This is a genomic window from Ruegeria sp. CDSC042 (assembly GCF_059610745.1).
Window position 1 is genome coordinate 130,149 of sequence record NZ_JBXWOF010000004.1, and the last position, 25,383, is coordinate 155,531.

The 25,383-nt window shown below is 58.1% G+C and carries 22 protein-coding genes and 1 pseudogene; 8 read left to right on the plus strand and 15 right to left on the minus strand.

What is annotated here, in order from left to right:
- The first annotated feature begins 49 nt into the window (after positions 1-49).
- The 8 genes and pseudogenes from AC2FHX_RS10430 (at position 50) to AC2FHX_RS10465 (ending at position 8,377) form a co-directional block, all read left to right on the plus strand.
- Positions 50-898 (plus strand): MurR/RpiR family transcriptional regulator, encoded by an 849-nt coding sequence (locus AC2FHX_RS10430; protein ID WP_142635004.1) that lies wholly within the window; start codon positions 50-52, stop codon positions 896-898.
- Positions 895-2,199, plus strand: a complete 1,305-nt coding sequence (locus AC2FHX_RS10435; RefSeq protein WP_496701673.1) for a glutamine synthetase family protein — start codon at positions 895-897, stop codon at positions 2,197-2,199. The genes AC2FHX_RS10430 and AC2FHX_RS10435 overlap by 4 nt, the downstream gene beginning before the upstream one ends.
- A pseudogene (locus AC2FHX_RS10440) lies at positions 2,199-2,968 on the plus strand (Rossmann-fold NAD(P)-binding domain-containing protein). The gene AC2FHX_RS10435 and the pseudogene AC2FHX_RS10440 overlap by 1 nt, the downstream one beginning before the upstream one ends.
- Positions 2,965-3,735, plus strand: coding sequence for an N-formylglutamate amidohydrolase (locus tag AC2FHX_RS10445; RefSeq protein ID WP_496701671.1), 771 nt, complete (start codon positions 2,965-2,967; stop codon positions 3,733-3,735). Before AC2FHX_RS10440 ends, AC2FHX_RS10445 begins: the two are co-directional and overlap by 4 nt.
- Positions 3,732-5,612, plus strand: a complete 1,881-nt coding sequence (locus AC2FHX_RS10450) for a branched-chain amino acid ABC transporter ATP-binding protein/permease (RefSeq protein WP_496701669.1) — start codon at positions 3,732-3,734, stop codon at positions 5,610-5,612. The genes AC2FHX_RS10445 and AC2FHX_RS10450 overlap by 4 nt, the downstream gene beginning before the upstream one ends.
- On the plus strand, positions 5,609-6,760 hold the full coding sequence (locus tag AC2FHX_RS10455; protein ID WP_142635012.1) for an ABC transporter substrate-binding protein: 1,152 nt from the start codon (positions 5,609-5,611) through the stop codon (positions 6,758-6,760). Before AC2FHX_RS10450 ends, AC2FHX_RS10455 begins: the two co-directional genes overlap by 4 nt.
- Positions 6,761-6,772: 12 nt before the next feature.
- Positions 6,773-7,486, plus strand: coding sequence for an ABC transporter ATP-binding protein (locus AC2FHX_RS10460; RefSeq protein ID WP_496690890.1), 714 nt, complete (start codon positions 6,773-6,775; stop codon positions 7,484-7,486).
- Between the two features lie 3 nt (positions 7,487-7,489).
- The gene (locus AC2FHX_RS10465; protein WP_496701666.1) at positions 7,490-8,377 is read left to right on the plus strand and encodes a branched-chain amino acid ABC transporter permease; all 888 of its coding nucleotides are present in this window, start codon (positions 7,490-7,492) and stop codon (positions 8,375-8,377) included.
- A gap of 524 nt (positions 8,378-8,901) precedes the next feature.
- Here the strand turns inward: AC2FHX_RS10465 and AC2FHX_RS10470 are convergent.
- From AC2FHX_RS10470 to ftsW, 15 genes are all read right to left on the minus strand, one after another.
- Positions 8,902-10,587 (minus strand): chloride channel protein, encoded by a 1,686-nt coding sequence (locus tag AC2FHX_RS10470; protein WP_496701664.1) that lies wholly within the window; start codon positions 10,585-10,587, stop codon positions 8,902-8,904.
- Between the two features lie 81 nt (positions 10,588-10,668).
- A complete protein-coding gene (gene recN / locus AC2FHX_RS10475; protein WP_496701662.1) occupies positions 10,669-12,318 on the minus strand; it encodes a DNA repair protein RecN in 1,650 nt (549 codons plus the stop codon).
- A 35-nt stretch (positions 12,319-12,353) separates the two neighbouring features.
- Positions 12,354-13,196 (minus strand): outer membrane protein assembly factor BamD, encoded by an 843-nt coding sequence (locus tag AC2FHX_RS10480; protein ID WP_142635022.1) that lies wholly within the window; start codon positions 13,194-13,196, stop codon positions 12,354-12,356.
- A gap of 126 nt (positions 13,197-13,322) precedes the next feature.
- Positions 13,323-14,243 carry a UDP-3-O-acyl-N-acetylglucosamine deacetylase gene (gene lpxC / locus AC2FHX_RS10485; protein WP_185956629.1) on the minus strand — a complete coding sequence of 307 codons (921 nt, stop codon included), beginning with the start codon at positions 14,241-14,243 and terminating at the stop codon, positions 13,323-13,325.
- 212 nt (positions 14,244-14,455) lie between these two features.
- On the minus strand, positions 14,456-16,063 hold the full coding sequence (gene ftsZ, locus AC2FHX_RS10490; protein ID WP_496677586.1) for a cell division protein FtsZ: 1,608 nt from the start codon (positions 16,061-16,063) through the stop codon (positions 14,456-14,458).
- Positions 16,064-16,410: 347 nt separating this feature from the next.
- The gene (locus tag AC2FHX_RS10495) at positions 16,411-16,824 is read right to left on the minus strand and encodes a hypothetical protein (RefSeq protein WP_496690895.1); all 414 of its coding nucleotides are present in this window, start codon (positions 16,822-16,824) and stop codon (positions 16,411-16,413) included.
- Positions 16,811-18,145 carry a cell division protein FtsA gene (gene ftsA, locus AC2FHX_RS10500; protein WP_496696066.1) on the minus strand — a complete coding sequence of 445 codons (1,335 nt, stop codon included), beginning with the start codon at positions 18,143-18,145 and terminating at the stop codon, positions 16,811-16,813. The genes AC2FHX_RS10495 and ftsA overlap by 14 nt, the downstream gene beginning before the upstream one ends.
- 8 nt (positions 18,146-18,153) lie before the next feature.
- Positions 18,154-19,149, minus strand: a complete 996-nt coding sequence (locus AC2FHX_RS10505; protein ID WP_142635027.1) for a cell division protein FtsQ/DivIB — start codon at positions 19,147-19,149, stop codon at positions 18,154-18,156.
- The gene (locus AC2FHX_RS10510) at positions 19,137-20,015 is read right to left on the minus strand and encodes a D-alanine--D-alanine ligase (RefSeq protein WP_496690896.1); all 879 of its coding nucleotides are present in this window, start codon (positions 20,013-20,015) and stop codon (positions 19,137-19,139) included. Before AC2FHX_RS10510 ends, AC2FHX_RS10505 begins: the two co-directional genes overlap by 13 nt.
- 146 nt (positions 20,016-20,161) lie before the next feature.
- Positions 20,162-21,088: a UDP-N-acetylmuramate dehydrogenase gene (gene murB / locus AC2FHX_RS10515; RefSeq protein WP_496690897.1), complete on the minus strand. Its 927-nt coding sequence runs from the start codon at positions 21,086-21,088 to the stop codon at positions 20,162-20,164.
- 45 nt (positions 21,089-21,133) lie between these two features.
- Positions 21,134-21,388: a DUF2484 family protein gene (locus AC2FHX_RS10520; protein ID WP_142635031.1), complete on the minus strand. Its 255-nt coding sequence runs from the start codon at positions 21,386-21,388 to the stop codon at positions 21,134-21,136.
- Positions 21,385-21,633: a DUF2484 family protein gene (locus tag AC2FHX_RS10525; protein ID WP_142635033.1), complete on the minus strand. Its 249-nt coding sequence runs from the start codon at positions 21,631-21,633 to the stop codon at positions 21,385-21,387. Before AC2FHX_RS10525 ends, AC2FHX_RS10520 begins: the two co-directional genes overlap by 4 nt.
- Before the next feature lie 88 nt (positions 21,634-21,721).
- Positions 21,722-23,119 carry a UDP-N-acetylmuramate--L-alanine ligase gene (gene murC / locus AC2FHX_RS10530; protein ID WP_282021454.1) on the minus strand — a complete coding sequence of 466 codons (1,398 nt, stop codon included), beginning with the start codon at positions 23,117-23,119 and terminating at the stop codon, positions 21,722-21,724.
- Entirely contained in the window at positions 23,116-24,213 is a 1,098-nt protein-coding gene (locus AC2FHX_RS10535; RefSeq protein ID WP_142635037.1) for a UDP-N-acetylglucosamine--N-acetylmuramyl-(pentapeptide) pyrophosphoryl-undecaprenol N-acetylglucosamine transferase, read from the minus strand. Before AC2FHX_RS10535 ends, murC begins: the two co-directional genes overlap by 4 nt.
- Complete coding sequence (gene ftsW / locus AC2FHX_RS10540) at positions 24,213-25,376, minus strand: putative lipid II flippase FtsW (RefSeq protein ID WP_142635039.1); 1,164 nt, start codon at positions 25,374-25,376, stop codon at positions 24,213-24,215. The genes AC2FHX_RS10535 and ftsW overlap by 1 nt, the downstream gene beginning before the upstream one ends.
- Positions 25,377-25,383 lie beyond the last annotated feature (7 nt).

The window sequence follows — 25,383 nt, forward strand, 5'->3', positions numbered from 1 at the left end:
CAATTCAATTTAGATTGACAGAAAATATTTTTCCACCACCATATAGCGCATGTTGATCAGAGACCGCATCGAAAACGCAGCCGATATGCTAACCAGCGGAGAGCGCAAACTTGCTGCAGCTATCCTGTCGGATTACCCATTTGCTGGCCTTTCCTCGATCCAGGAGCTGGCAAAACACGCCGAGGTGTCACCGCCTTCAATCTCACGGTTTGTTACCAAGATTGGACTTGATGGATATCAGGATTTCCAACGTGATCTTATCGCGGAATTGAAAGAAGGGCACCGCTCGCCGGTTCAACTCCACCAGGCGGAACGGCCCGTTCATGGGGGATATCTGAAGGACTTTATTTCCAAATCGGCCAGCCAGATGGCCATGGCGGCTGATGCGATCACCGAAGATCAGTTTAACCAGATCTGCGCCCTTCTGACCGACCCGAAACGCAGCGTTTACGTGCTGGGTGGCCGGATCAGCGATACGATCGCCAAGCATCTTTCGTTCCACCTGCGTCAGATCCGCAAGGATGTGTTTCATCTGCCTGATACGCCTGAAGGCTGGCCAGAATATCTGTTGCGGATGCGGCCCGGGGATATCCTTTATGCTGTTGATTTTCGCCGCTACCAACCGGCGCTGGAGCAGCTGTCGCTTGTTGCCTCACGCGATCGGAATGCCCGTGTGATCCTGATGACGGACAAATGGATTTCACCGATTGCCAAACACGCCCATGAGGTCATGCCGGTGCCAATTGATAGCGGCACCTTGTGGGATACTTACTCGGCGGCACTCTCGGTGACCGAGGCCATCGTGACGCGGATTGCCGAGGACAACTGGGAACAGACCCGAGACCGCATCAAGGCCTGGGATGCTTTGCGCTTTACTCAAGAGGAAAATGAAAAATGACCCTGCCGCTAATTTTTGCTGCCATATCCGATGTTGCCGGAAAGGTGCGCGGCAAAGCCTTTCCCGCTGATCAGTTGGAAAAACGGCTGGTGCGGGGGGTCGGCTGGACCCCTACCAATGTGCAGATCACCTGTTTCGACATAATCGCTGACAGCCCGTTCGGCGCACTAGGTGATTTGCTTTTGATTCCCGATGCAAACGCAGAGGCCCGGGCGACATTTGGAGATGTGACCGAGCATTTCCTGATGGGCGATGTCGTCACGCTTGACGGGGATCCTTGGGCCTTTTGTACGCGCGCTATCCTCAAATCCGCGCTGAAGCGCCTGCATGATGTGGCGGGCGTTCATCTGATCTCGGCGTTCGAGCACGAGTTTCAACTGAAAAGCCCACCGGCGGTGGAAAACCAGGGATACGGACGCGAAGGGTTCGAGATTCAGCGGAAGCTTTGCGAAGTGCTGATGGCGACACTCGCCGAAAACGGGCTCGAGCCAGACAGTATCATGAAGGAATTCGGCCCCAATCAATACGAGGTCGTTATCGGCCCTGCCAAAGGTGTGCGCTCGGCAGATGCGGCAGTAATCCTGCGCGAGCTTACTCGCTCGGCAGCGCGTCACCTGGGTGAGGCTGCAACCTTTACGCCAATCCGCGATGTGGCGAGCGTCGGCAATGGCGTTCATATCCACATGAGCTTTGTCGACGATGCCGGTGAGCCGGTCACATTTGATGCAAGCGGCCCCTGCGGGATGTCCAGACTTACTGATGGGTTCGCTGCTGGCGTGCTAAAATACCTACCTAACATTTTAGCGCTGACAGCACCGTCTGTCGTGTCATACGAACGCCTTACTCCGCACCGGTGGTCGGCTGCGTATAACAATCTCGGGTTCCGAGACCGCGAGGCCTCGTTAAGGGTCTGCCCTGTGACGGCAAAGGACCCCGCTTCAATCGCCAGACAATTCAACATTGAATACCGCGCGGCGGATGCAGCGGCGTCGCCTTACCTGGCTTTGGCCGCTGTTGTACATGCTGGTGTTCAGGGGATCGAAGATGGGCTGAAAGCGCCTGCGCCGACCGAGGAAGACCTGTCACTTCTGTCAGCGGACGATCTCACGGCGCGTGGTTTTGTGCGCCTGCCCGAAACGCTTGAGGCCGCCCTTGAGGCGTTTCAGGCGGATACGACAGTCACCGGTTGGTTCGGACCAGATTTCGCGAGCGTCTACGCCGCCCATAAGGCTGCAGAAATCGACGCGGTAAAAGACCTGGACACAGCACAGAAATGCGCCGCGTATGAAGGAACATACTGATGAGTGCGCCCTCTGACAGAGCATTAGTTCCATTTGTCAGCGTCGAAAACATGCGGGACCTGGTCCACAAGCATGGCCTACGGGACTGCCTTGCGGAATTGGCCAATATGATCGAAGCCGATTTCAAACGCTGGCCGGTATTTGACAAAACACCGCGCGTTGCGTCCCATTCTAAGGTCGGTGTGATTGAACTGATGCCAACCTCTGATGGTGTGGATCACACCTTCAAATCCGTGAACGGGCACCCATCGAACACCAAGGTCGGCCTGCAAACCCTAACCGCCGTTGGTGTGCTGGACTCTGTTAATACCGGCTATCGACGACTCATTTCTGAAATGACCCTTCTGACGGCGCTTCGCACGGTGGCAACATCGGCGATGGTGACGCGTATACTGGCCCCCAAATCAGCTAAAACCGCTGCGAGTATCGGCAACGGGATATTCTGATGCGCAATGACATTTCTGTAGAGTACGCAAAACAGGCGCGCATCGAGGGCGATATCCAGCAACTCGACCCGGATCACGCGGTCAACGAACTGTGGCAGGTTCTAACCGGTTCTAATAAGGGACGAACCTCCGAAGATCAGATTACGGTTTTTGATGGTGTTGGCTTTGTGGTCGAGGATTTCTCAGCCACACGCTGGCTGCATCAAAAAGCGACTGACGGCGCCCCAAGCGAAATGCTGGATCTGATTGCCGACCCGCACGATCCCAAGGATCTGCTCGGTATGATAAGACGATACACACACCGTGCGGTCCAAGCTGCATGAATTTGTGTACTCATACCTTATTGGGGCCGAACGATCCTGCGCCGATTGACGTCGTTAATGCGGATAGCACGTCGGAGATCGTGCTGCTGTGTGAGCATGCAGGCAATGCGGTCCCCGAGATGCTTGGAGATTTGGGCGTCCACCGCGACGTCATTGAAAGCCACCGCGGCTGGGACATTGGTGCTCAGAATGTAGCGCGCCAGTTGGCTGAACAGTTGAACGCGCCTCTCGTCGTCCAAAATTACTCACGGCTGGTATTTGACTGTAACCGTCCCCCTGACAGCCCCTTGGCGGTCCCTGCGATCAGCGACCAGGTTGAGGTGCCGGGGAACAGCGCGATCACCGAATTGAGCCGGGCCATGCGTGTCGATGAAATCTTCCGACCTATGGATGCAGAGTTGAATCGGCTCTTTGCCAACCGTCCGCGTCGTGCCGCGTTTTCGATCCATTCCTTTACACCGCATCTCGATGGCAAGGACCGGCCTTGGCAGGCAGGCTTTTTAAGCCGCGGTACAGGCGGTGCTGCCAAAGCATTGATGGCACATATCGCGCAGCACCGCCCTGACATGACCTTTGCGTTGAACAAGCCCTATCAGATCGAAACTGAGGGCGATTGGTTTATTCCAGCGCATGCAGAACCCCGTGAGCTTGTGCATTGCCTGATTGAAATTCGAAACGATCAAATCCGCGAACAATCGCAAGTCGGGCTGTGGGCGGATCTGCTGGCAGACGCAATCCTTACAGCAGTAGGGGACATTCCCTCATGAGCATCGCCCCCCTTCATACACATCCCGGACGCTTGCGGGCGTCCAACTTGCTCCGGACGGCGGCGGCGGTTGCTGTGCTGCTGGCTGTGGTGCTTGGGCTGACGTTGATTTTTGGACGCACTGGCGAGCGGATTGCTGTACAGATGTGTGTCAATGTGGTCGCCGTAGTGGCCCTTGCGATTTATTGCGGCAACACGGGCATTGTGTCTTTCGGGCATGGCGCGTTTTTGGCGCTAGGCGCTTATCTGTCAGGCATTCTCACCATGCCTGCTGCTCTTCAACGTTCTGCCCTACCGGATCTACCGTCATTTCTGGCAGGCCATGAAGTAACGATCTGGGTGTCGCTGCCGGTGGTCGCCCTTGCGGGACTTGCCTTTGCAGCTTTAACCGGAAGCGCCATCGCTCGGCTTCTGGGTGCGTCTGCCACGATTGCCACGCTTGGCCTGCTGATCATCGCCCATGGCGTGGCCATCGCCGCACGCGAAATCACACGCGGCAGCCAGACGTTTTACGGTGTGCCAAGGGTGACAGATCTGGTTCTGGCCCTCGGCGCGGCCACGGTCGCAATCCTGCTGGCCCGTTGGTATCGCGAAAGCCGTTTGGGCCTGTTTTCCCGCGCGGCCCGTGACGATGAGGATGCCGCAACAGCACTTGGCATCAATGCCCGACGCACAAGATTCATCGCTTGGTGTGCCTCTGGTACCATGGCGACAGTCGCAGGTGCACTTTACGGGCATATGCTAGGGGCATTTTCACCCGCATCCTTCTACCTTGGGCTCGTCTTTGCGCAGGTGGTCATGATGATTGTCGGCGGAATGTCATCGGTTGGCGGCGCAGTGGTCGGGGTGATCGCGGTGACGCTGCTGCAGGACACTGTGCGCCAGTTCGAAGGCGGCTCAACTGTGCTTGGCGTCACCTTGCCCGAGGTCTTTGGCCTGACGACGATTGTCCTGGGGCTTGCCATCCTGCTGGTGATCTGGGCGCGACCTCAGGGTCTGGTCGGAGGCTTTGAACTTGGCCCTGGCTCCGATGCAAATCTGCTCGGGCGCCTGAAGTCCCGAGTAACTCCTGCGCGCACGCCCGAGCCCGTCGTCCCAGCCACGCTGAAAGCATCAAACCTGTCAAAAAGTTTCGCAGGCGTCAAAGCCGTAAGAGACGTCAGTTTCGAAGCTCCGACTGGGCGCATCACTGGCCTGATTGGCCCCAACGGTGCTGGCAAGTCCACGCTTGTTAACTTGCTGACACGCGCCTATCAGGCGGACACCGGTTCTGCGCATATGGGCGAGGTTGATCTGACCCGTGTCTCGCATCACAAAGTGCCAGGCTTTGGTGTCTCGCGTAGCTTCCAGAACTTGCGCCTGTTCAGCGGTCTGACAGCCTATGAAAATGTTCTTGTTGCCGCTTTGGCCGCAGGTCACGACCGCAAGACTGCCGCGGCTATCACCCTGCGTGAACTAGATGCCTTTGATCTTGAGGAAGTCGCCGGGTATCGCGCCGACAGCCTGCCATATGGTGCCCGCAAGCGCCTGGAAATCGCCCGCGCTTTGGCACAAGACCCGAAGATTCTTTTACTGGATGAACCGGCCGCTGGCATGAATCCCGGCGAAACAGATGACCTGGCTGATCGGCTGATTAAGGTCGGCAAAACACGCGGCCTCGGTGTCCTTCTGATCGATCATGACCTGAGGTTCGTGAACCGCCTGTCGGACTGGATCGTGGTGATGCACCAAGGTGGCGTCATCGCGCAAGGCACGCCTGAAGACGTGCGCGCAAATCCCAAAGTCATCGAGGCTTACATCGGCAAAGGGCGCACAGCCCAAAAAGCAGAAATTAGCGAAACCAACCGAAGTCAACCAACAGAGGTAGCAATAAAATGATACGTAATGCCCTTCTTCTTTCAACAGCAGTTATCACCGGCCTGGCTGGAACAGCGATGGCTGAGAGTTATAAAATCGGCGTAATGTCCGCGCAATCGGGCTATCTGGCCCCCTATGACGGACCCGCCTATGCCGGGTTCCAGTTCTGCATTGACGAAATGAACGCCAAGGGGGGCCTGAACGGCACAACACCGGTTGAGTTGATTGTGCGCGACACCCGGTCTGACATCGCCGAAGGCGTTAAAGTTGTACAGGAAATGATCGATGACGGCGCGCAGTTCATCGTGGCGTCAGCCGATGCCGATCCGACAATCGCCGCGGCCCAGATCACAGCGGCTGACAGCATCCCAACAATGACCTTTGCCGGAACAGCCCCGGTTCTGACGCAAGTCGGTGAACATGTCTTTGGCAGTTACCCTGCGGACAACCAGCAGGCGGCCGTACTAGCAGGCCACGCACGCGAGCAAGGGTTCGAACGTGTCTGGCTCGTGAAATCCCCAGACAGTGCCTACACATTGGGTGGGCCCGAGTACTTTGGCGAGGCCTTCACATCGCTTGGTGGTGCCGTTGTCGGGGAAAGCAACTATTCGCTGAACCAGCCCGACTTTTCTGCCATCGTGACGACCATCAAGAATGCGGATACCACCCCGGATGTGATCGTCACATGGGCTTGGGAGCCTGATTTCCCGGCCTTCATCCGTGCGCTGCGCGGTGCCGGGGTTGATACCCAGGTGATGGGAGGTGACGTACTCGATTCACCAACCGTACGCGGCCTTGGTGATGTCGTCACAGGCGTAGCGCATACATCTGGTGGCTTTCCAGACGAAGGCTCTGCCTATGCCGATTTCATCGCGCGGTTCTCTGCTGCAAAGGGGATCACGCCTGACAACAATTACTACGTCAATGGCTGCGATATTGCGCATATGATCGAGGATGCTGTCGCAGCGGCTGGCACGACAGACCCTGCTGCCGTGACTGCCGCGATGGCCGGCATTGAGAATGGTGAGGGTATCATGTCCAATTTCACTTTCGCGGGGACCGACCGGATGCCTCTGCGTGATGTTGTGGTCGCACGGATTACCGATGCAGGCGAAAAAGAGTTTGTCCTGCGCACCTCAGCTGATCCCGCAATCCTGCCACAGCCGTAAGGTCTGAACCCAATGGAAACAGCACTCGATATCCAAGGCTTGCACGTCCGCTATGGCCCAATCCGCGCGGTTCAGGGCATTGACCTGATCGTCCCCAAAGGCGGCATAACAGCGCTTTTAGGGGCCAATGGCGCAGGCAAGACAACGACGGTCATGGCCATCGCAGGTGCTTTGCCCGTGGTATCGGGCGCTGTTTCCCTTTTTGGCAAGGATATGACAGGAGCCGCACCCGACGCCATTGTGCGGGCGGGTGTGGCCATCTCACCGGAAGGACGCCGCGTGTTTGCGCAGCTGACGGTCGAAGAAAATCTTATGCTGGCCGGATCAATTCTGGGCGACGAGACGCTCAGCGCCAAACGTTTGGCCGAGATGAAAGAGCGTTTCCCGATCCTGGGCGAACGCCGCCGTCAGATGGCGGGGCTTTTGTCGGGGGGCGAACAACAGATGCTGGCGGTGGGACGTGCCTTGATGAGCGGACCGCGCTTGCTGTTGCTGGACGAACCGTCGCTTGGCCTTGCGCCGCAGGTCGTGGATCAGATTTTCGACATCGTAGAAGAATTGAAAGCCGACGGTATTTCAGTGCTTCTGGTCGAGCAAAACGCGGCTCTTGCCCTGGACATTGCCGATCATGCTGTCGTGCTGGCGAATGGCGCTGTTGCCGCTGCCGGTGCACCGTCGGAACTAGCAAATGACGCGGTCTTGCAATCCGCATATCTGGCGGCTTGAGCGATGGATGTTCTTCTTCAACAAATGATCAACGCGCTTAGCCTTGGGGGAATTTATGCGATGCTGGCCCTGGGGCTGGCGATTGTGTTCTCTATTGTGCGATTGATCAATTTCGCGCATGGCGAAATCATGACGTTCGGGGGCTATGGCATCTTTCTAACCATGAGCTTTGGCCTGCCGCCGATCGCCGCTCTTGTTGTCGGGCTTGGCGCTTCTGTGTTCATGGCCATGGCAATGGAGCGTACAGCGTTTCGCGCCATGCGCGGCGCGGATGTCGTTGCACTTTTGATCACATCTTTCGCGGTGTCCGAGATCCTCAAAGTTCTGTTCCAGAACGGAATTTCCGCCAGACCCGTCCCGATCTCTTTTCCAGCGTCATGGTCTGGCACGTATCATATCGGCCAGACGACATTTGGCATTATCCCGACCGTATCAATCATCGTAACATTTTCAGCCCTTGCAGGCCTGACATTCGTGTTGCGGCGCACAACGATTGGCATGGCCATGCGCGCCGCTGCCGAAGATATCGAGATGCTCAAACTGCTGGGTATCAAGGCCAACCGGGTCGTTGCTGTGGCTTTTGCCCTGTCAGGGCTACTTGCGGGTATTGCCGCTGTCATCTGGACGGCACAACGCGGGTCAGTGGATCCACTGATGGGATTTTTCCCCGTTCTCAAGGCCTTCATTGCGACCGTACTTGGGGGTTTGGGCAGCTTGGGCGGCGCTGTCCTTGGTGGGTTCATCGTCGGCGGGCTGGAGGTTCTGCTACAGGCTTTCCTGGCAGACAGTCTGGCCCCATACCGGGACGCAATGGTTCTGGCCTCAGTCATCTTGCTGCTGCTGTTACGCCCGGATGGCCTCCTTCCAGCGGCGAATGCCAACAGATCGTAAGGAGCGGTGTTGGCGCAAAGTTCATCACTCGCTCGGATTGTTGCCCTCAGAGCGCGATGACAGACAAAGAGTGAGCAAATCGGATTCTGCGGAAATTGAATCTAACTTCCAAAATCAGACATTGGCGCAGCCGCCGCGGAATTGGGCTGTACCACACTGCCGTTCTTTGACCAGATACCGACAAAAGTCCGCAATAGATCAGAATTCCTCGATGTTACGGCCAATATTGCATGACCCGCTGGCTCCAAAAGATTCTGGGAAGCTGTCGACGGCTCAAAGTTGCGCGTCGTTCCACAAATTCCAGAGCGTCAGTGAGGTAAAGTTAGTCCTTCACCAGCGCTCCAAGGCCTAATGTTTTTCAGCTAGAAAGCTCAGTTCTGCACAGCTTGTCAGATCGAACACATGAGCCTCTGGATTTCGACTGGCCACGCCCGGTAGGTGCAGATCCAAAGATCGTATCGCTTCAATGCCTCGCCTGTTTCAAGGAACAAGATGGACAAAGACCAATGTTCCAGGGGCCTCTGTTATGAATGTTCTTCTGCAGCCGTGGCTGCCAACGCGCGGTTATAGGCCTTTAGCGCATCAATATGGTAGAGCGTACCGACTGGCGTCTCAGCTCCGTCATTACCGCTCACCACCACCGGTATGCAGAGGATTTCGTCTCGGTCGAAGAACGGCATCGCCGCCTCAAGTGTAGCGCTTGCTTGAACAAAAAGACCCTGATCAATCAAAACCTGTGCTTCTTCCCGGGTGATTGAACGTGCATCGCCAAGCGGTCGCATCACTGCGCCTGTGCGCAACATCGCCAGAAGATAGGCCTGTGGCCCCGCGGCCAGATGCACATTGCGCCGTTCCAGTTGGGTCAGGAAGAAGGATCGATCCACGAGGCGCGAAGCCAGCGCCGTGGACATTGAAACCGACACCATCACCGCCAGACCGATCTGCCAATCTCCGGTCAGTTCAAAGACAATCATCGTGGTCGAAATCGGGGCACCAAGCACGGCAGCGGCCACCGCGCCCATCCCGGCAAATGCGTAGAGGGTATGGGTACCCGATACATCGGGCAGCAAACCCGTTGCAATCAACCCGAATGCCAACCCGGTTAACGCACCTATCATCAGCGAGGGTGAAAACACACCGCCACCCATACGTCCCCCCATCGTGATCGCAACAGCCACAGTTTTGATGATTGCGAACAGGATGGCGGTTGTCAGAACCAAATCTCCGGCCAGAGCCCGGATCGTGGTTTCGTATCCAACGCCGATGATGTGGGGAAACCAGATCGCGATCAGTCCCAACATTGCGCCTGATACAGCAGGACGCAGCCATCCGGGCAAGGACAGCCGGCTTTGAATGTGATTGCCAATTTCTTCTGCAAAAAAGATCGACCGCATCAGAAGCAAGGCCACCAACCCGCAGATCAACCCAAGGATCAGAAACGCGGGCAGCTCGACATAGAATTGCAGTGATCCGGGCGTATCCAGAGTGAATTCGGTCACGTCGCCGTATTCCAGCCGGTTAATCACCGTCCCGGCGACCGAAGCGATAACGATGGGCGCAAAAGCATGCACCGCGAAATGGCGCAACACCACCTCAAGTGCGAACAAAGCACCGGCAATGGGTGAGTTGAAACTGGCCGAAACTGCCGCCGCCACCGCACATCCCAGCAAATCACGCCCGGTAATTCCGTCGGCATGGATACGATTACTGACCCAGGTCGAGATCACGCCTGCCATATGCACAACCGGCCCTTCTCGACCCGTGGACCCACCTGTGCTGAGCGTAATCAGCGAGGAGAAAAAAGACGCGATACCCGCCTTGCCTTCGACCCGACCATCGGTGAGGGCAGCGCCTTCGATTACGTCGGCAACTGAACGCACGCGCCCGTCATCGGTATACCGGTGCAGGATGATGCCAACGATAAGACCGCCGATGATCGGTGTGATCAGGATCAGGAACCAGGGTAGCTTTTCCACATGGCTGTGCAGTAACGAGATATCCCCGGTGTCGTAGACATAGGCCTGCAATGCCTGAATTGCCTTACGAAATCCCAATGCCATAAAGCCTGCGGCAATCCCAATCGCCAGCGCGATGAACCAGAACTGGATTTGGCTGGGCCCGCGCCTGCGCATCACCCGCCATGCGTCCTTCATCGCGGCCAGAGCCTGGTTGAGCTGGTTGCGCAGAACGGTGCGGGTTGACTGGGTCATTTGCCCTCGGGGGATCAGAATACACCCCTTACTAAGCCACGGAGGGCACGGTTAAAAGCCGGATCGCGTGTCTGTGAGGGCCTATGCGTCCAGAAGAGCACGGGCAGCGGCGCGCGCTTCGTCCGTGATCGTGTCTCCGGCGACCATCCTGGCGATCTCGTCCACCCGGTCGGCCTGGGCCAAGGGCACCACGGTCGACAGAGTTTGCCCATCGGTCACATGTTTCTGAACACGCCAGTGATAGGCGGCACGTGCGGCGACCTGCGGGGAATGCGTCACGACCAATACCTGCCCGCCCTGCGCGAGCGCAGCCAGACGCCTACCAACAGCATCCGCGGTCGCGCCGCCAACACCCCTGTCGATCTCATCAAAGATCATCGTGCGCGCGCTGTCATCGCCGGACAGACAGACCTTGAGCGCCAGCAAGAAGCGGCTCAGTTCACCGCCCGAGGCGATTTTGTTCAACGGTCCAGACGGTGCACCGGGGTTGGTGGCAACGGTGAACGCCACAGCATCCGCACCTTCGGGGCCGGGATCGGACGGGGTGATCTCGGTCTGGAACACAGCGCGTTCCATTTTCAGCGGTGCAAGCTCGGCCATCACAGCGGTGTCAAGTTCACCCGCTGCCCGTTGGCGCAGGCTACTGAGTGCTTCCGCAGCCTTGTGATAAACTGCCTGCGCAGTCTCAACCGCAAAGCGCCTGTCGGCCAGATCAGCGTCACCAGCATCCAAACGGTTCAGCCGCTCACGCAGGGTCTCCGCGAACCCACCCAAGTCGTCCGGGGCAACGTCATGCTTTCGGGCCAACGCACGAATGGCGAAAAGCCGTTCCTCGACTGCCTCCAGTTCAGCCGGATTGAAGTCCAGCACCTGAAGACTGGCATTAACGCCATCTTGCGCCTCGCCCAATTCGACCAGTGCACGCCCCAGTGCGGCAACAGGCTCTTCCAACTGCCCGCCCGCATTATCGGACACGCCTTCCAACCAGCGCAGAGCATCAGACATCGCGCCCTCGGCCCCATCGCTGCCAAGCAAGTCATAGGCACGGGCGACGTCATCGCGAATCCGCTCTGCCCCCTGCATCATGCGGCGCCTTGCATCCAGTTCGGCATCCTCGCCGGGCTGCGGATCAAGCTTATCAAGCTCAGTGACCGCATGGCGCAGAAATTCTTCCTCTGCCCGCATGGCAGCCAAGGCAGATTCGACCTCAGACAAAAGCTTGCGCGCGCGCGACATCTCGGACCATGCAGAGCGCACAGTGGCCAGTTGCCCCCCTGCCCCGGCAAAATCATCCAGCATCGCGCGGTGGCCACGTGGGTTCAGCAGGCCGCGATCATCGTGCTGGCCATGCAGTTCCACCAGGGTTTCCGACAAGGCCCGCAGCACCTCGCCCGAGCAACGCCGGTCATTGACCCATGCGGTTTTCCGGCCCTCGGCTGTGTTCACGCGGCGCAGGATCAGCTCTTCGCCTCCGGGCAATCCGGCTTCGGCCAAAATCGCATGTGCGGGGTGGTTTTCGTGCAGCACGAACTCGGCCACAACTTCGCCCTGAGCGGCCCCCTGACGCACCAGCTCTGCCCGCCCGCGCCAGCCCAGAACGAACCCAAGCGAATCCAGTAGGATCGACTTGCCCGCGCCGGTTTCGCCGGTCAACGCGTTCAATCCCGGCTGGAACGTCAGTTCCAACCGGTCGATGATCAGCATATCGCGGATATCAAGGGCGCGCAGCATCGGGTCTCAGCGTCCCACGCCTTTAGCCATGGCGATTACAACCACTGACCTTTGACGGTCTGGCGATAAATCGTGCTGAGCCAGTTGTTGCCGCGGCTTTTGAGTTTCAGCCCGCGAGAGGTCAGCAGCTTATAGCCAGCGTCATACCATTCCGAGGATTGGTAGTTGTAACCCAGAATTGCACCGGCCGATTGCGCCTCATCCACCAGACCCAACGAGAGATAGGCCTCGATCAGGCGATAGAGCGCTTCAGCGGTATGCGAAGTTGTCTGAAAATCCTCTACCACAACGCGGAACCGGTTGATCGCGGCAGTATAGTGATCCTGACGCAGATAATAACGTCCGATCTCCATTTCTTTGCCAGCCAGATGGTCAAAGGCCAGATCGAATTTCAACACGGCGGAGGTGGCATATTCGCTGTCCGGATAGACCTCGATCACCGTGCGCAATGACTGAAGCGCCTGGAACGTCAGGCCCTGATCGCGGCCCACCTCGTCAATCTGGTCATAATAGCTGAGTGCCAACAGATATTGGGCATAGGCCGCATCTTCGTCGGTTGGATAGAAATCTATATAGCGCTGTGCCGCTGCACGGCTTTCTTCGTAATTCTCATCTGCATGGTACGAAAACGCCTGCATGATCAGCGCGCGCTTTGCCCAGTCAGAGTAAGGGTAAAGACGTTCAACCTCTGAGAAGTACCACGCCGCATCGTCGGAACGATTCTCCGACAGCTCAAATTCCCCACGCGTGAAAATCTGTTCGGGGGTGAACCCTTCTAGGTTCTGATTGCGGTCAGCGCCCCCGCTGTTGCACGCTGTCAAAACTGCTGTCAGAAGTACCGCCCCTGCGAATCTGACCGCCGCTTTGGTGCCTATCATTCCGCCAATCCTTGTCGTCTTGCTTAATGGGAATACCCCGGTTTGGGCCTTGGTCTAGCACATAAAATTCCAGTGCAAAACGCCTTAGTAGGCCCTTTGGCGGATTTGTCAGCAGAGTGGAACCAATCAGGCGACTTCGGGGATTTCGTCCCAGACCAGACCCTGTCCGGGCAGACGCGCGGCCTGTTCGGGGGTACACAGGATCGGACGCACAGCACCGGGTGTTTCAAACAGCTTGCGCAGCAGCGTGTTTGTCATTGCATGACCAGACTTGTCGCCGGTGAAATGACCCAGAATCGGTCCACCCGCCAAATACAAATCACCCAGAGCATCTAGCATCTTGTGACGCACCGCCTCGTCCGCGTGGCGAAGGCCACCCGGGGTCAGAACTTCGTCGCCCTGAACGACCACAGCATTTTCAAGCGTGCCGCCAAGAGCCAAGCCGTTCTCGCGCATCGCTTCGACGTCGGTACGACGGCAGAATGTCCGGCAATCACTAAGCTCGCGTGCAAAAGAGCCATTGCACATATCCAGCGTCTTAGTCTGACGACCAATGGCGCTGTCTTCAAAATCGATATGAAAATCGATAATCAAACCGTCCGCAGGCGCAATCGAAGCACTGGCACCCTCTCGGGTTGCGGTCACAGGTTTAAGAACCTCATAGGCCAGGACCGGGCTTGCCTGACGACGCACGCCTTTCAACATGATGCCACGAACGAATTCAATCGAAGACCCGTCCATGATCGGCACCTCGGGGCCATCAATCTCGATCAGCGCATTGTGGACACCGCATCCAGCCAAAGCTGCCATGATATGCTCGACGGTGGAAACCGTAACGCCCGCTTCATTGACCAGTCGGGTACAAAGCGGGGTACGATCGACCACATCGTAGATTGCAGGGATCAACGCATTGCCCAGCTCGATATCCGTCCGTTTGAACCAGATGCCGTGGCCAGCAGCAGCCGGCTTCAGGATCATCGTCGCAGGCTTACCGCTGTGCAGCCCGAGGCCTGTAAACGTGATCGGAGATTTGAGCGTATGTTGCAAGTGTGACCTCGGTGAGTGGCGTCCGACCTGTGATGGCCGTGTTGGCATTCAACTAAGGAAGCAGGTCAAAAGGCTCAACTCACTCTTTGCAACCGAATGAAACATGAATGTGACAGGTCGGCAAAACCCTGCTCACATAGGGATAATGCACTGTTTTAAAATAAGAAAGGGCCGCCAAATGGCAGCCCCTCTTTAGTATATTGTTACCGCGATCAGTTGGCTTGACGGCGAAGGAAGGCCGGTATTTCGATCCGATCCTGCTCCGGGTCGTCCTCGACATGTGCAGGTGCCGTAGCGTCAGATTGGCGCAATACCGGCTGCTGGCGGGCCGGTTGCTGCGCCGGAGTATCGGCTGCGTGGCCGGTCATGCGATCAATCAGGCGGTTAAAACCAAATCGCGGGCGGTCGGCATCCCCATGATTATCGGAGACCTCCTGCGGTCGAGGCGCAGGATGACCTCTTTCAGCCGGAGGTACATTCTGGACGGCTGCCTGCAAGCGCCTCAGCGCTTCAGGTGATGGCGATCCTGCGGGTGCTTGCGGCTGAGGTGCGACAAAGCTTTCTGGGGCGTATTCGACCGGCTCGGGAGTCGGCTCGAATTCGGCCACGCGCGGCTGATAAGCCGGGGGTGGCAGGCCGTCATCATCCTGTTCTGCGCGCGGTTGGAACTGCGGTTCCATCGGCTCTTCAGTTGCCTCAAACAGCGAAGGTTCACGCGTTGGTTCGGGCTGAGGTTCAGGTTCGGCGCTTGCCGCCACTGACATTTCTTCCAGGGCCGCTTCCTCTGCAGAAACCGAACGGGTCAGCGGTGCCGACATCGAACGACGCGCGACAGGCACATCATCCTGCTTTTCGCTGGCGTCGATACCTGTTGCCACAACCGAAACGCGCATGCCGCCTTCCATTGCGGTATCCAGCGTGGAGCCGACGATGATATTCGCCTCAGGATCCACTTCCTCACGGATACGGTTTGCGGCTTCGTCCAGTTCGAACAGGGTCAGGTCGTGGCTGCCGGTGATGTTGATCAGAACGCCCTTGGCGCCCTTGAGGCTGATTTCATCCAACAGCGGGTTCGCGATGGCCTTCTCGGCGGCCTGAACCGCGCGATCTTCGCCGGTGGCTTCGCCCGTGCCCATCATCGCCTTGCCCATCTCGTCCATAACGGCGCGAACATCCGCGAAGTCGAGGTTGATCAGGCCCGGACGCACCATCAGGTCGGTCACGCCTTTGACACCCTGATACAGAACGTCATCCGCCATCGAAAACGCCTCGGTAAACGTGGTCTTTTCGTTGGCCAGACGGAACAGGTTCTGGTTTGGAATGATGATTAGCGTGTCGACTACGCGCTGCAAGGCTTCAACACCGTCTTCGGCCTGACGCATCCGCTTGGCGCCTTCGAACTGGAAAGGCTTGGTCACAACACCGACGGTCAAAACACCCAATTCACGCGCTGCCTGCGCGATGATCGGTGCGGCACCCGTGCCGGTGCCACCACCCATACCGGCCGTGATGAAGCACATATGCGCGCCTGCCAGATGATCTACAATCTGCTCGATGCTTTCTTCGGCCGCTGCCGCACCCACTGTCGGACGCGCGCCCGCACCCAGACCTTCGGTGACTTTCACGCCGAGTTGAACTCGTGACGAAGATTGGCTTTGCTGCAGCGCCTGGGCATCGGTGTTGGCAACGACAAAATCGACACCGTCCAACTGTTTTTCAATCATGTTGTTGACGGCGTTACCGCCCGCTCCGCCAACGCCAAAAACTGTAATCCGAGGCTTCAGCTCGTCGTGCCCGGGCATCGAAAGATTCAATGTCATGCTTCTGTCCGCCTGTTTATATAACCCGCCAACGCGGTGTTTTTCTTACCTATCCACTAACAATCCTACCGATCCAAACGGCAAACGTCACGCCAAAAATCGCGAAAATCCACAAAATATGGAGGAAATAAGGCACTTGAAAACAGTATTTGGCAGAGATTGCCAGATGTTGCGGAATTATCTCAAAGCACCACAAAACATGCGACGCTCGCGCCACCGCTGACGGGCGCGTCACTTGCAATTCATTCACATGTGTTTGCGGAAAACTGCTCAAGCCCTCTCGCAAGGCCTCTGACGGGCCCTGTGGATATCTTGCGGGATTTTGACAGCCCCTGCAAGATATTTCTTTAGCTAATTGGGGCACTTGGGCAGTTAAGACCTTTCTCAGAAATGTCCCTGACCTCTTGAATTTCTGTCCTGGAGAAACCGACCATTCGCACCATCAACTGGTTTTCATACAAAAACGGCCACCAGCAAACTGGCAGACCATCCTCGTCATCGTCGTACAGAAAGCAAATCTGCCCATTAGGAGTTGTAATTTTCCCGTACACACAACCCTTGCCCTCCATACGCCAGACCGAGAGAGTCGGGCTCAGGAACTCTTCGGTGCCGACCAGCATACCGCTGTCATAGACGTGAAACTTTACGGTCTTTCCTTGAACGGCCCCCAGGAAGGCTTCGGGTGTGATACGGGTCTGAGCCTCTATCGCTGACGGCACAGCCATGACCAGCGCCGCGATCGCGGCCTTACCAGTTGTCACGGAACCACCGCACAGCGCGCTTGAACGGGCGTGCGGAATAGGTGTCTACGGGGATTTCAAAATCCCACCATTCATCCTGTGGGTTGGCTGCAAACAGGCTTAGCCCCACAACCGAAGAGAACCCCGGCCCCGTGGCCGATTGCGGCAACCCATGGACCCGCAGCGGGCGACCAAGGCGAACACGCTGCCCCAGAATACGAGAGGCCAACCCGTCCAGCCCCATGATTTGGCTGCCGCCTCCGGTCAGGACGATCTGCTGACTGGGCATGTGCTCAAAGCCAGCCGCATCCAGCCGTACACGCACTTCTTCCAGGATTTCTTCGACACGTGGACGCATGATACCGATCAACTCTGCCCGGCTGACGGTACGGCGGTCATGTTCCCAATCGCCGGTATCACCACCAATGTCGATCAAGTCGCGGTCATCCGCGCCCGTCGCGTGAACGCCGCCATTGAAGGTCTTGATCCGCTCGGCCACAGAGGCCGGAACGCCCAGCCCCATCGAGATGTCACTGGTCACGTGATCCCCACCCATGCGCACGCAATCGGCATAGATCATGTGTTTCTTCATGAAGATTGACACGCTGGTGGTGCCACCGCCCATGTCGATACAGGCCGCACCCAGTTCCTGCTCATCCTCGACCAGCGCCGAGATGCCCGAGACATAGGCCGAGTTGGCAATCCCCGCCAGTTCCAGATCACACCGTTTGATACAGCGCACGATGTTTTGGATCGAGACCGCGTCCACGGTCAGCATGTGCATATCGACGGCCAGCGATTGCCCCATCTGACCCCTTGGGTCAATCAGGCCCGATCGGTTATCCAGCGCAAAATTCACCGGCTGAGCATGTAGGACTTCGCGGCCCGCACCATAGTCGGGCACGTCACAGGCATTGAGAACCCGGCCGACTTCGGCCTCGGTTACCAGCTGACCTTCCAGATCCACCTGGGCATCCAAACCATAGGACCGCGGGTTTGCCCCCGAGAAACAGGCGATCACATGGTCGACCCGGATATCTGCCATTTTCTGCGCGGCCTGAAGCGCGGTTCGAATGGCGCGCTCGGTCTCCTGCATCGCAGTGACTTCGCCAAATTGCACACCACGGGAACGCGTGGTCGCGGCACCGATCACCCGAAACCCGGATTGTCCGGCCAGAGACCCGATGCCACTGTCCTCGTGCAAACGCCCGGCGCCGTCGAACCGCAGCACAAGGCAGGAAATCTTTGAGCTCCCGACATCCAGAATAGCGACAACGCCGCGTTGCATCGCCTGCCTGCGCATTTGCCGCATGGCCCGTTGGGACTGATAAAGATCGGTCATCATTGTCGTTACTGCCCACTACTCACATCTACTTTTGTATTCCACCAGTCTTCGCTGGCGGCTTTGGTCATTCGGATTGTCGGTCGCTGACCCAGGCGCATATCCACCACGGCCACATCGCGTTCCAGAAGATCCTGAACCTCGTTCACGGCCAACACGCGTTCCAATGCGCGCACTGGCCGTTCTGTCGGCAACATGATGCGCTGACCGCGATCCAGAACCAGATCCCAGCGACGTTCGCCAATTCGCACCAAACCGCGCACCCGATTGCCAAGACTGCTGGCTGTGGCCGTCAGTTGCAGCGCTTCGGGTACATAGGAATCCGCGCCCTCACCCGCGATCAGTGGCAGATTGGAGTGATCCTGCCGCGATGCGATGATTTCAACATGCGCGCCAGTTTCATCCAGCAATTCGACCCCTCGGCGGGTACGCCAGACAATGGCGGGCTGCCGTTCGACAACATCCACCTGCAGGATACCTCCTGGACGGATGCGCACAGAGGCTGATTTAACCGGATCCAATCCTGTGATCGTTTCGCGCATCTGTTCGACATCCAGGTCCCAGGAACTGATTGGGAAGTCCAGCGGCACCACTTCACGAATGTCTTCCGAAAGGTTGGTTCCCGCCCCATCAATCGCCATCAGGTTGACCATGAATTCTGGTCGCTGCTGGATCGAGATTTTCACATCATGGACATGAGCCACAATCGCTTCGCGCCGGTCCTGAGAGCTGAAATACCCGCCAAGCGCAGCACACACAGCGAAGACCGGCAGCCCGTATTTCAGGCCACGGCGAACACCAGGCGTCAACATCCAGCGCTGCAACCGATAGCTTAGGCGGGACGGCGCCGGATCAAACGCCGATGACTTACGCCCCCAAAGCCGCCGCAGGCGGAACTTGGGTTCTACATTGTTGCGGTCCCCCGAAGCGAAATCGGCATCCGGACCAGCAAGTGGCTTTGACCGGTGGATAACCGGCGCACGGGTGGCTGTCAGCGGTCGCATGATGCGTCCTCCACCATCCATGCGCAAAACTGGCCAAAGGTTATCCCGCAATGCGCGCCCTGTTCCGGAGCCAGTGACGTCGGCGTCATTCCTGGCTGGGTGTTGGTTTCCAGCAGGAACAAGCCCTCTGCGCCCTTGCTGTCATCCCACCGAAAATCTGTGCGGCTGACGCCTTTGCACCCCAACAGATCATGCGCCTGTTTGGCAAAGCCCATACACAGGTCAAAAATGTCCTGCGGGATTTCAGCAGGCAGCACATGCCACGACCCGCCCGGCTTGTACTTGGCATCGTAATCGTACCAGCCATCCGTCATGATTTCTGTCACGGTCAGGGCGCGGTCGCCCATGACTGTGACGGTCAACTCGCGGCCAGCCACATATTGTTCGACCATTACCAGTTCGGGCATGTCGTCTGCCAGTTTCGGTGGAGTGTTGGCGCCCTCATGCACCAGATAAATGCCGACGCTGGAACCCTCGTTGTTGGGCTTGACCACATAGGGCGGTTCCATCGTGTGACGCGCGGCAACTTCGGATTTGGCCTCGATCACACTTTCGGCGACTGGCAGACCCGCGATACGGAACGCCGCTTTGCTGCGCTGCTTGTCCATGGCCAACGCCGAAGCCAGCACACCCGAATGGGTATAGGGAATACGCAACCACTCCAGCAGACCCTGCACGCAGCCATCCTCGCCCCAGCGACCATGCAGAGCGTTGAAGACCACATCCGGCTTGATATCCAAAAGGCGCGCATAGAGGTCCGGACCCGCGTCCAGTTCGACCACTTCAAAGCCTTCTCCCCTTAGGGCGGCTGCGCATTCGCGCCCAGAGCTGAGAGACACCTCACGTTCCGCCGAGGGTCCACCCATCAATACCGCCACTTTGGGGTTTGTCCTGCTCGAACTACCCACGTCGTGCGCCTCAAATCCTGCGGACCTTATGTGGTGGTCCGTCCTGCTTTATGCCTTTGATCCGTCGCCCTATTTTGCCTGTTTTGGGTCTGACGGTCGGAGCTTTAATCTGTCAGCGGATCACCGACCCGCATGATTTCCCACTCTAGCGTGATGCCGCTTGTTTCGTAAACCTTTTTTCGCACATCTTCGCCCAACCCTTCGAGGTCGGCAGCGGTGGCAGAGCCGGTGTTGATCAGAAAATTGGGATGCTTGGGGCTCATCTGCGCTCCGCCCCGCATCACGCCCCGCATTCCCGCGTCGTCGATCACCTTCCAGGCCTTGAGGTCATGCACATCATCTGCGCGGCCCGTCGAGGAAAACCCGGCCGGATTGCGGAAGGTCGAGCCCGCGCTGCGATCTTTGGTCGGCTGGGTCTCATCCCGCTTTTTCAACTGCGAGTCCATGCGGGCATGCAGTTCATCAGGATCATCTAGGGGGCCTTCGAACGTGGCCGAGATCAGCACTGCCCCCTCAGGCAGATCCGACTGACGATAGCGAAAATTCAGTTCTTCGGGCGTCAGATCGACGACCTGCCCTTGCCGCGTGATGATCGTCGCCTTGCACAGAACATCCGCCGTATAGCTGCCATAACATCCCGCATTCATCCGCACAGCGCCGCCAATCGACCCCGGAATGGTTCGCAAAAACGTCAGGTCCACGCCCGCATCAGCTGCCTTGCGCGCCACATGCCCATCCAGCGCCGCCGCGCCTGCGGTGACAATGTTGCCCTCAATCGAGATGCCATTAAATCCCCGGCCCAACCGGATCACTACGGCGCGCAGCCCTCCGTCCCGGACGATCAGGTTCGAGCCGACGCCCATCGGGAAAACCGTGATATCGTCAGGTAAGTCGCGCAGAAACTGCTGCAGGTCTTCCTGGTCGGCGGGTTGAAAGAGGTAATCCGCCGGTCCTCCGACCCGCAACCAGGTCAGATCATTCAGCGGGCGGTTCTGGGTGAGCTTGCCGCGTGGCGAGGGAACAGAAGTCATGGCCGCTAATTCGCGGATTTGAACCGCCAAAGCAAGCTGTATCCGCTATTGCGCGGCACCCAGGATCCGACGCAACCACCGGCCCAGATAAATCACGGGCCAACGCAGTACCGAGATCCCAGCAACCAGAACAATCAACCCGATCCATGGGCCGTTCTGCAGCGTGACATAGCCAACGATAGGAATACCCGCAGCAATCAAGAAATAGGCGCGGGTCCAGTGATTATCCTTGCTGGGGATCATCGCCAGCACATTCGCAACAACTCCCCACAGGGCGGCAAGGGCAATGGACCAATTCATTCGTCGTCCCCTCGGCCTGTCCAACGTTGCCAATAGTGGCGAATTGGGTTGCGGAACATGGATGCAAAAGCCGCAAAGCCCAGGACCGAAAAGAACCAGCCGAAATCGTAACCCAGCCAGACAATCAGCGCCGGCGCAACGATAACCAACACAATCCCCGGTGGAAATTGCAGGCGCATCGGTAGCATGGCCACGATAGTCGACGCTATGACCCACAACCCTGCAAATAATACCGAGTACGCCAAATCTTGCCTCCGAGACCGCTTTTTCTGCGGTTGCACGATCACTCTTTAGGGTTGCACCACAAAAGAGTCCATTACGTCACATCGCCTGTTATTTCTGCAAGCGCGAAGGCAGGCCATTGGCCCAGGCGCTGATCGTACCGGCTCCAAGGCAGACAACCATGTCTCCGGGGCGGGCCTGTTCACGAACCAGACGTTCAAGATCGGATTCGTCCATCAAAGCGCGGGCATGTCGATGCCCATGCCGGATGAGCCCCTGAACCAGGTCATCGCGGGACGCCCCTTCGATCGGGTCCTCTCCGGCAGCGAAAATATCGGCGATGGCAACAACGTCGGCGTCATTGAAACAGGTACAGAAATCATCGAACAGATTAGACAAACGCGAATACCTGTGGGGTTGATGGACCGCGATCACACGGCCTTCGGTGGCCTGGCGTGCGGCTTTCAGAACCGCTGCGATTTCAACCGGGTGGTGACCGTAATCGTCGATGATCGTGACACCATCGACCTCACCCACTTTGGTAAAGCGACGATTGACGCCACCGAAATTAGCCAACGCTTCGCGGATTTCGGCGGCTTTCATGCCCAGATGGCGGGCAACAGCAACCGCAGACAACGCGTTCGAGACGTTGTGGTCGCCTGGCATCGGCAGGGTGCAGCCCTCGATCCTCTTGTCTTCGTATTGCAGGTGAATGTCGAAATGTGCGACGCCGCCCTTATAGGTCAGGTTCTCGGCCCGCACATCCGCCTGCGCGTTGAAACCATAAGTCCGCACGCGCCGGTCTGTGATGCGACCCACCAGTGTTTGCACTTCGGCGTGGTCGGTGCAGCAGACGGCAAGCCCGTAAAACGGCAGGTTCGAGACAAATTCGTAGAACCCGTCGCGCAGCTGGTCGAAATCGCCCCAATGCTCCATATGCTCGGGGTCGATATTGGTGACAATGGCAATGGTCGCAGGCAGACGGTTGAACGAGCCGTCGGATTCGTCCGCCTCGACCACCATCCATTCGCCCTGCCCCATTCGCGCATTCGAGCCATAAGCGTGAATGATACCGCCATTGATCACGGTCGGGTCAAATTCCCCTGCCACCATCAGTTCAGCCATCATCGTGGTGGTGGTGGTCTTGCCGTGGGTTCCGGCAATGGCAATGTTGGATTTCAAGCGCATCAACTCGGCCAGCATATCGGCCCGACGCACCACTGGCAGGCCCCGCGCACGGGCACCGTCCAGCTCCGGGTTGCCCGGTTTGATCGCGGTCGACACCACAACCACGGCGGCGTTCTCAAGGTTTTCAGCGCTTTGACCGACAAAGATCTCGGCGCCCAGACCAGCAAGGCGGTCGGTGATTTTCGACGCTTTCAGGTCCGAGCCCTGCACCCGGTAGCCCAGATTCAAAAGCACCTCGGCAATGCCCGACATCCCGATCCCGCCGATACCCACGAAATGGATCGGCCCGACATCCTGCGGCAGTTTGGTTGCTGGGGTCATGCGGTCTCCTTCTGGGCCAACTGTTCGACCTGGGCGACCAAACGCTCGGTCGCGTCCGGTGCGCCGGTCGATAAGGCGGCATGGGCCATCTTTTGCGCGGCTTCGGGGTTTGTCAGAACTGCGGTGATTTGCTGTGTCAGCGAAGGAACGTCAAGCAGGTTCTCTGGGATCATGATTGCCCCTCCGGCCTGAACCAGCCCGCGTGCATTGGCGGTCTGATGATCGCCCGCTGCGGCGGCATACGGGATCAGGATCGAGGGCCGTCCGATGACGGAAATATCCGCAACACTTGACGCACCTGAGCGTGATATCACCAGCTGCGCATCGGACATACGACGGGGCACATCCTGAAAGAACGGTTTCACTTCGGCACGGATACCGTGGTCGTCATAAAACGCGGAAACACGGGCGCCGTCTTCGTCACGGGCCTGATGTGCGACACGAATATGGCGGCGCATCTCATCAGGCAGCGCGGCAATCGCTTCGGGCACAATCTGACTAAGGATGCGCGCACCTTGCGAGCCACCCATCACCAGGATCGACATCGGGTAATCGCCCGGTGGGATATAGCCCGCCGCAGCCCGGTCCAGCACGGCGGCCCGAACCGGGTTGCCGGTATGTATGCCCTTTGCACCGTCCGGCAGATCAGTCGGCCAGACACCACAAGCCACCTGCGCCACGCGGGTCGCAAACAGCTGATTCACGCGGCCCAAAACGCCGTTCTGTTCATGGATCATGCGCGGGATCTTCAACATCGTCGCAGCACCCAGCGCTGGGATCGAGGGGTAACCGCCAAAGCCGACCACGACGTCCGGTCGGTCGCGCAGCATCTGAAACGCCATACCGGCGACACCACCTGCGATCTTGGGACCGACCATCAGTTTGGCGGGCAGTCCGCCACGAGCGAAGGTTGCCGAGGACGCCTCGACAATTTCAGTCGAATGCGGAAAGCCACCCGTATATCGTGCGCCGCGCGTATCGGTGGACAAGCGCACACGCCAGCCCCTGTGCAGCATCGCCTCGGCTAGCGCCTGAGCCGGGAACATGTGGCCCCCGGTCCCGCCAGCCGCAATCAGAAGGTAGGGTTTGCCCATCAGCCTCGTCCGCGTAGAATATCACCAAGTTCGCCCTGTGGGCGGGTGCGGGTAAACGCCAGAAGCATGCCGATTGCAATACCACCTGCAATCAGCGAGGACCCACCATAGCTGACGAACGGCAAAGTCATGCCTTTGGCAGGCAAAAGGCGCACGGCGACGCCCATATTGATCATCGCCTGAACCCCGAACATGCAGGCCAGACCGGTGCCCGCCAGACGGATGAACATGTCGCGCTCGCGCATCAGCCGCAGCAATGACCGCACAACGATCAGCGAATACAGTGCGATGATGATCAGCACCAGGATCAGGCCATATTCCTCGGCCGCGACAGCGATGATGAAATCCGTATGGGCATCGGGCAGCGACCATTTCACCTGCCCTTCACCCACGCCGACACCGAAAAGCCCGCCCTCGCGGATCGCATTGGTGGCATAGCCCAGCTGAGTGGTCGGATCGACCTCTTGGTTCAGGAACCCGTCAATGCGTCGGGCGAAATGTTCCGAGTTGGAATAGGCGAACATACCGCCAAGCACGACAAACCCCGCCATACCAACCAGCAACAACATCGGCGCACCGGCAACGAAATACATCACGCCCCAGCCAAACAGGATCAGGCAGGCCTGACCAAAATCGGGCTGCATAACCAACATGGCGACAATCGCCATGCACAGCGCAAAAGACCATAGCCGACCGGGCGGGCCGTTGATCTGTTGTGACGCGGCCAGCAACCAGGCCGCCACAACGATAAACCCGGGTTTCAGAAATTCAGACGGCTGCAGCGAGGCAAAGCCAAGCGAATACCAGCGCACCGCACCTTTGCCAAAATCTGTGCCAAAGACGGGAAGGAAGACCAGCGCGACAAAAGCAGCAAGAAACCCCAACACCGCCAGACGTCGAACCAGTGTGGGCGACATCATCGAGGTCAGCAGCATCGCAACAAGCGCCAATCCGCCGAACAGCGCCTGGCGTTCGACGTAATGGAACGGGTCGAACCCGTTGCGACCAGCCAGCGGCGGCGATGAGGCCAGCCCCAGCAACAGCCCGATGACAAACAGGATCAGTACGCAGGACATCGTCCAACGATCAATCGTCCGCCACCACTTTGGTAGAATCGGTTCTCCGCGCTGGTCCTGAACCGCGCCATACACCATCTCAGTCATGAGATAC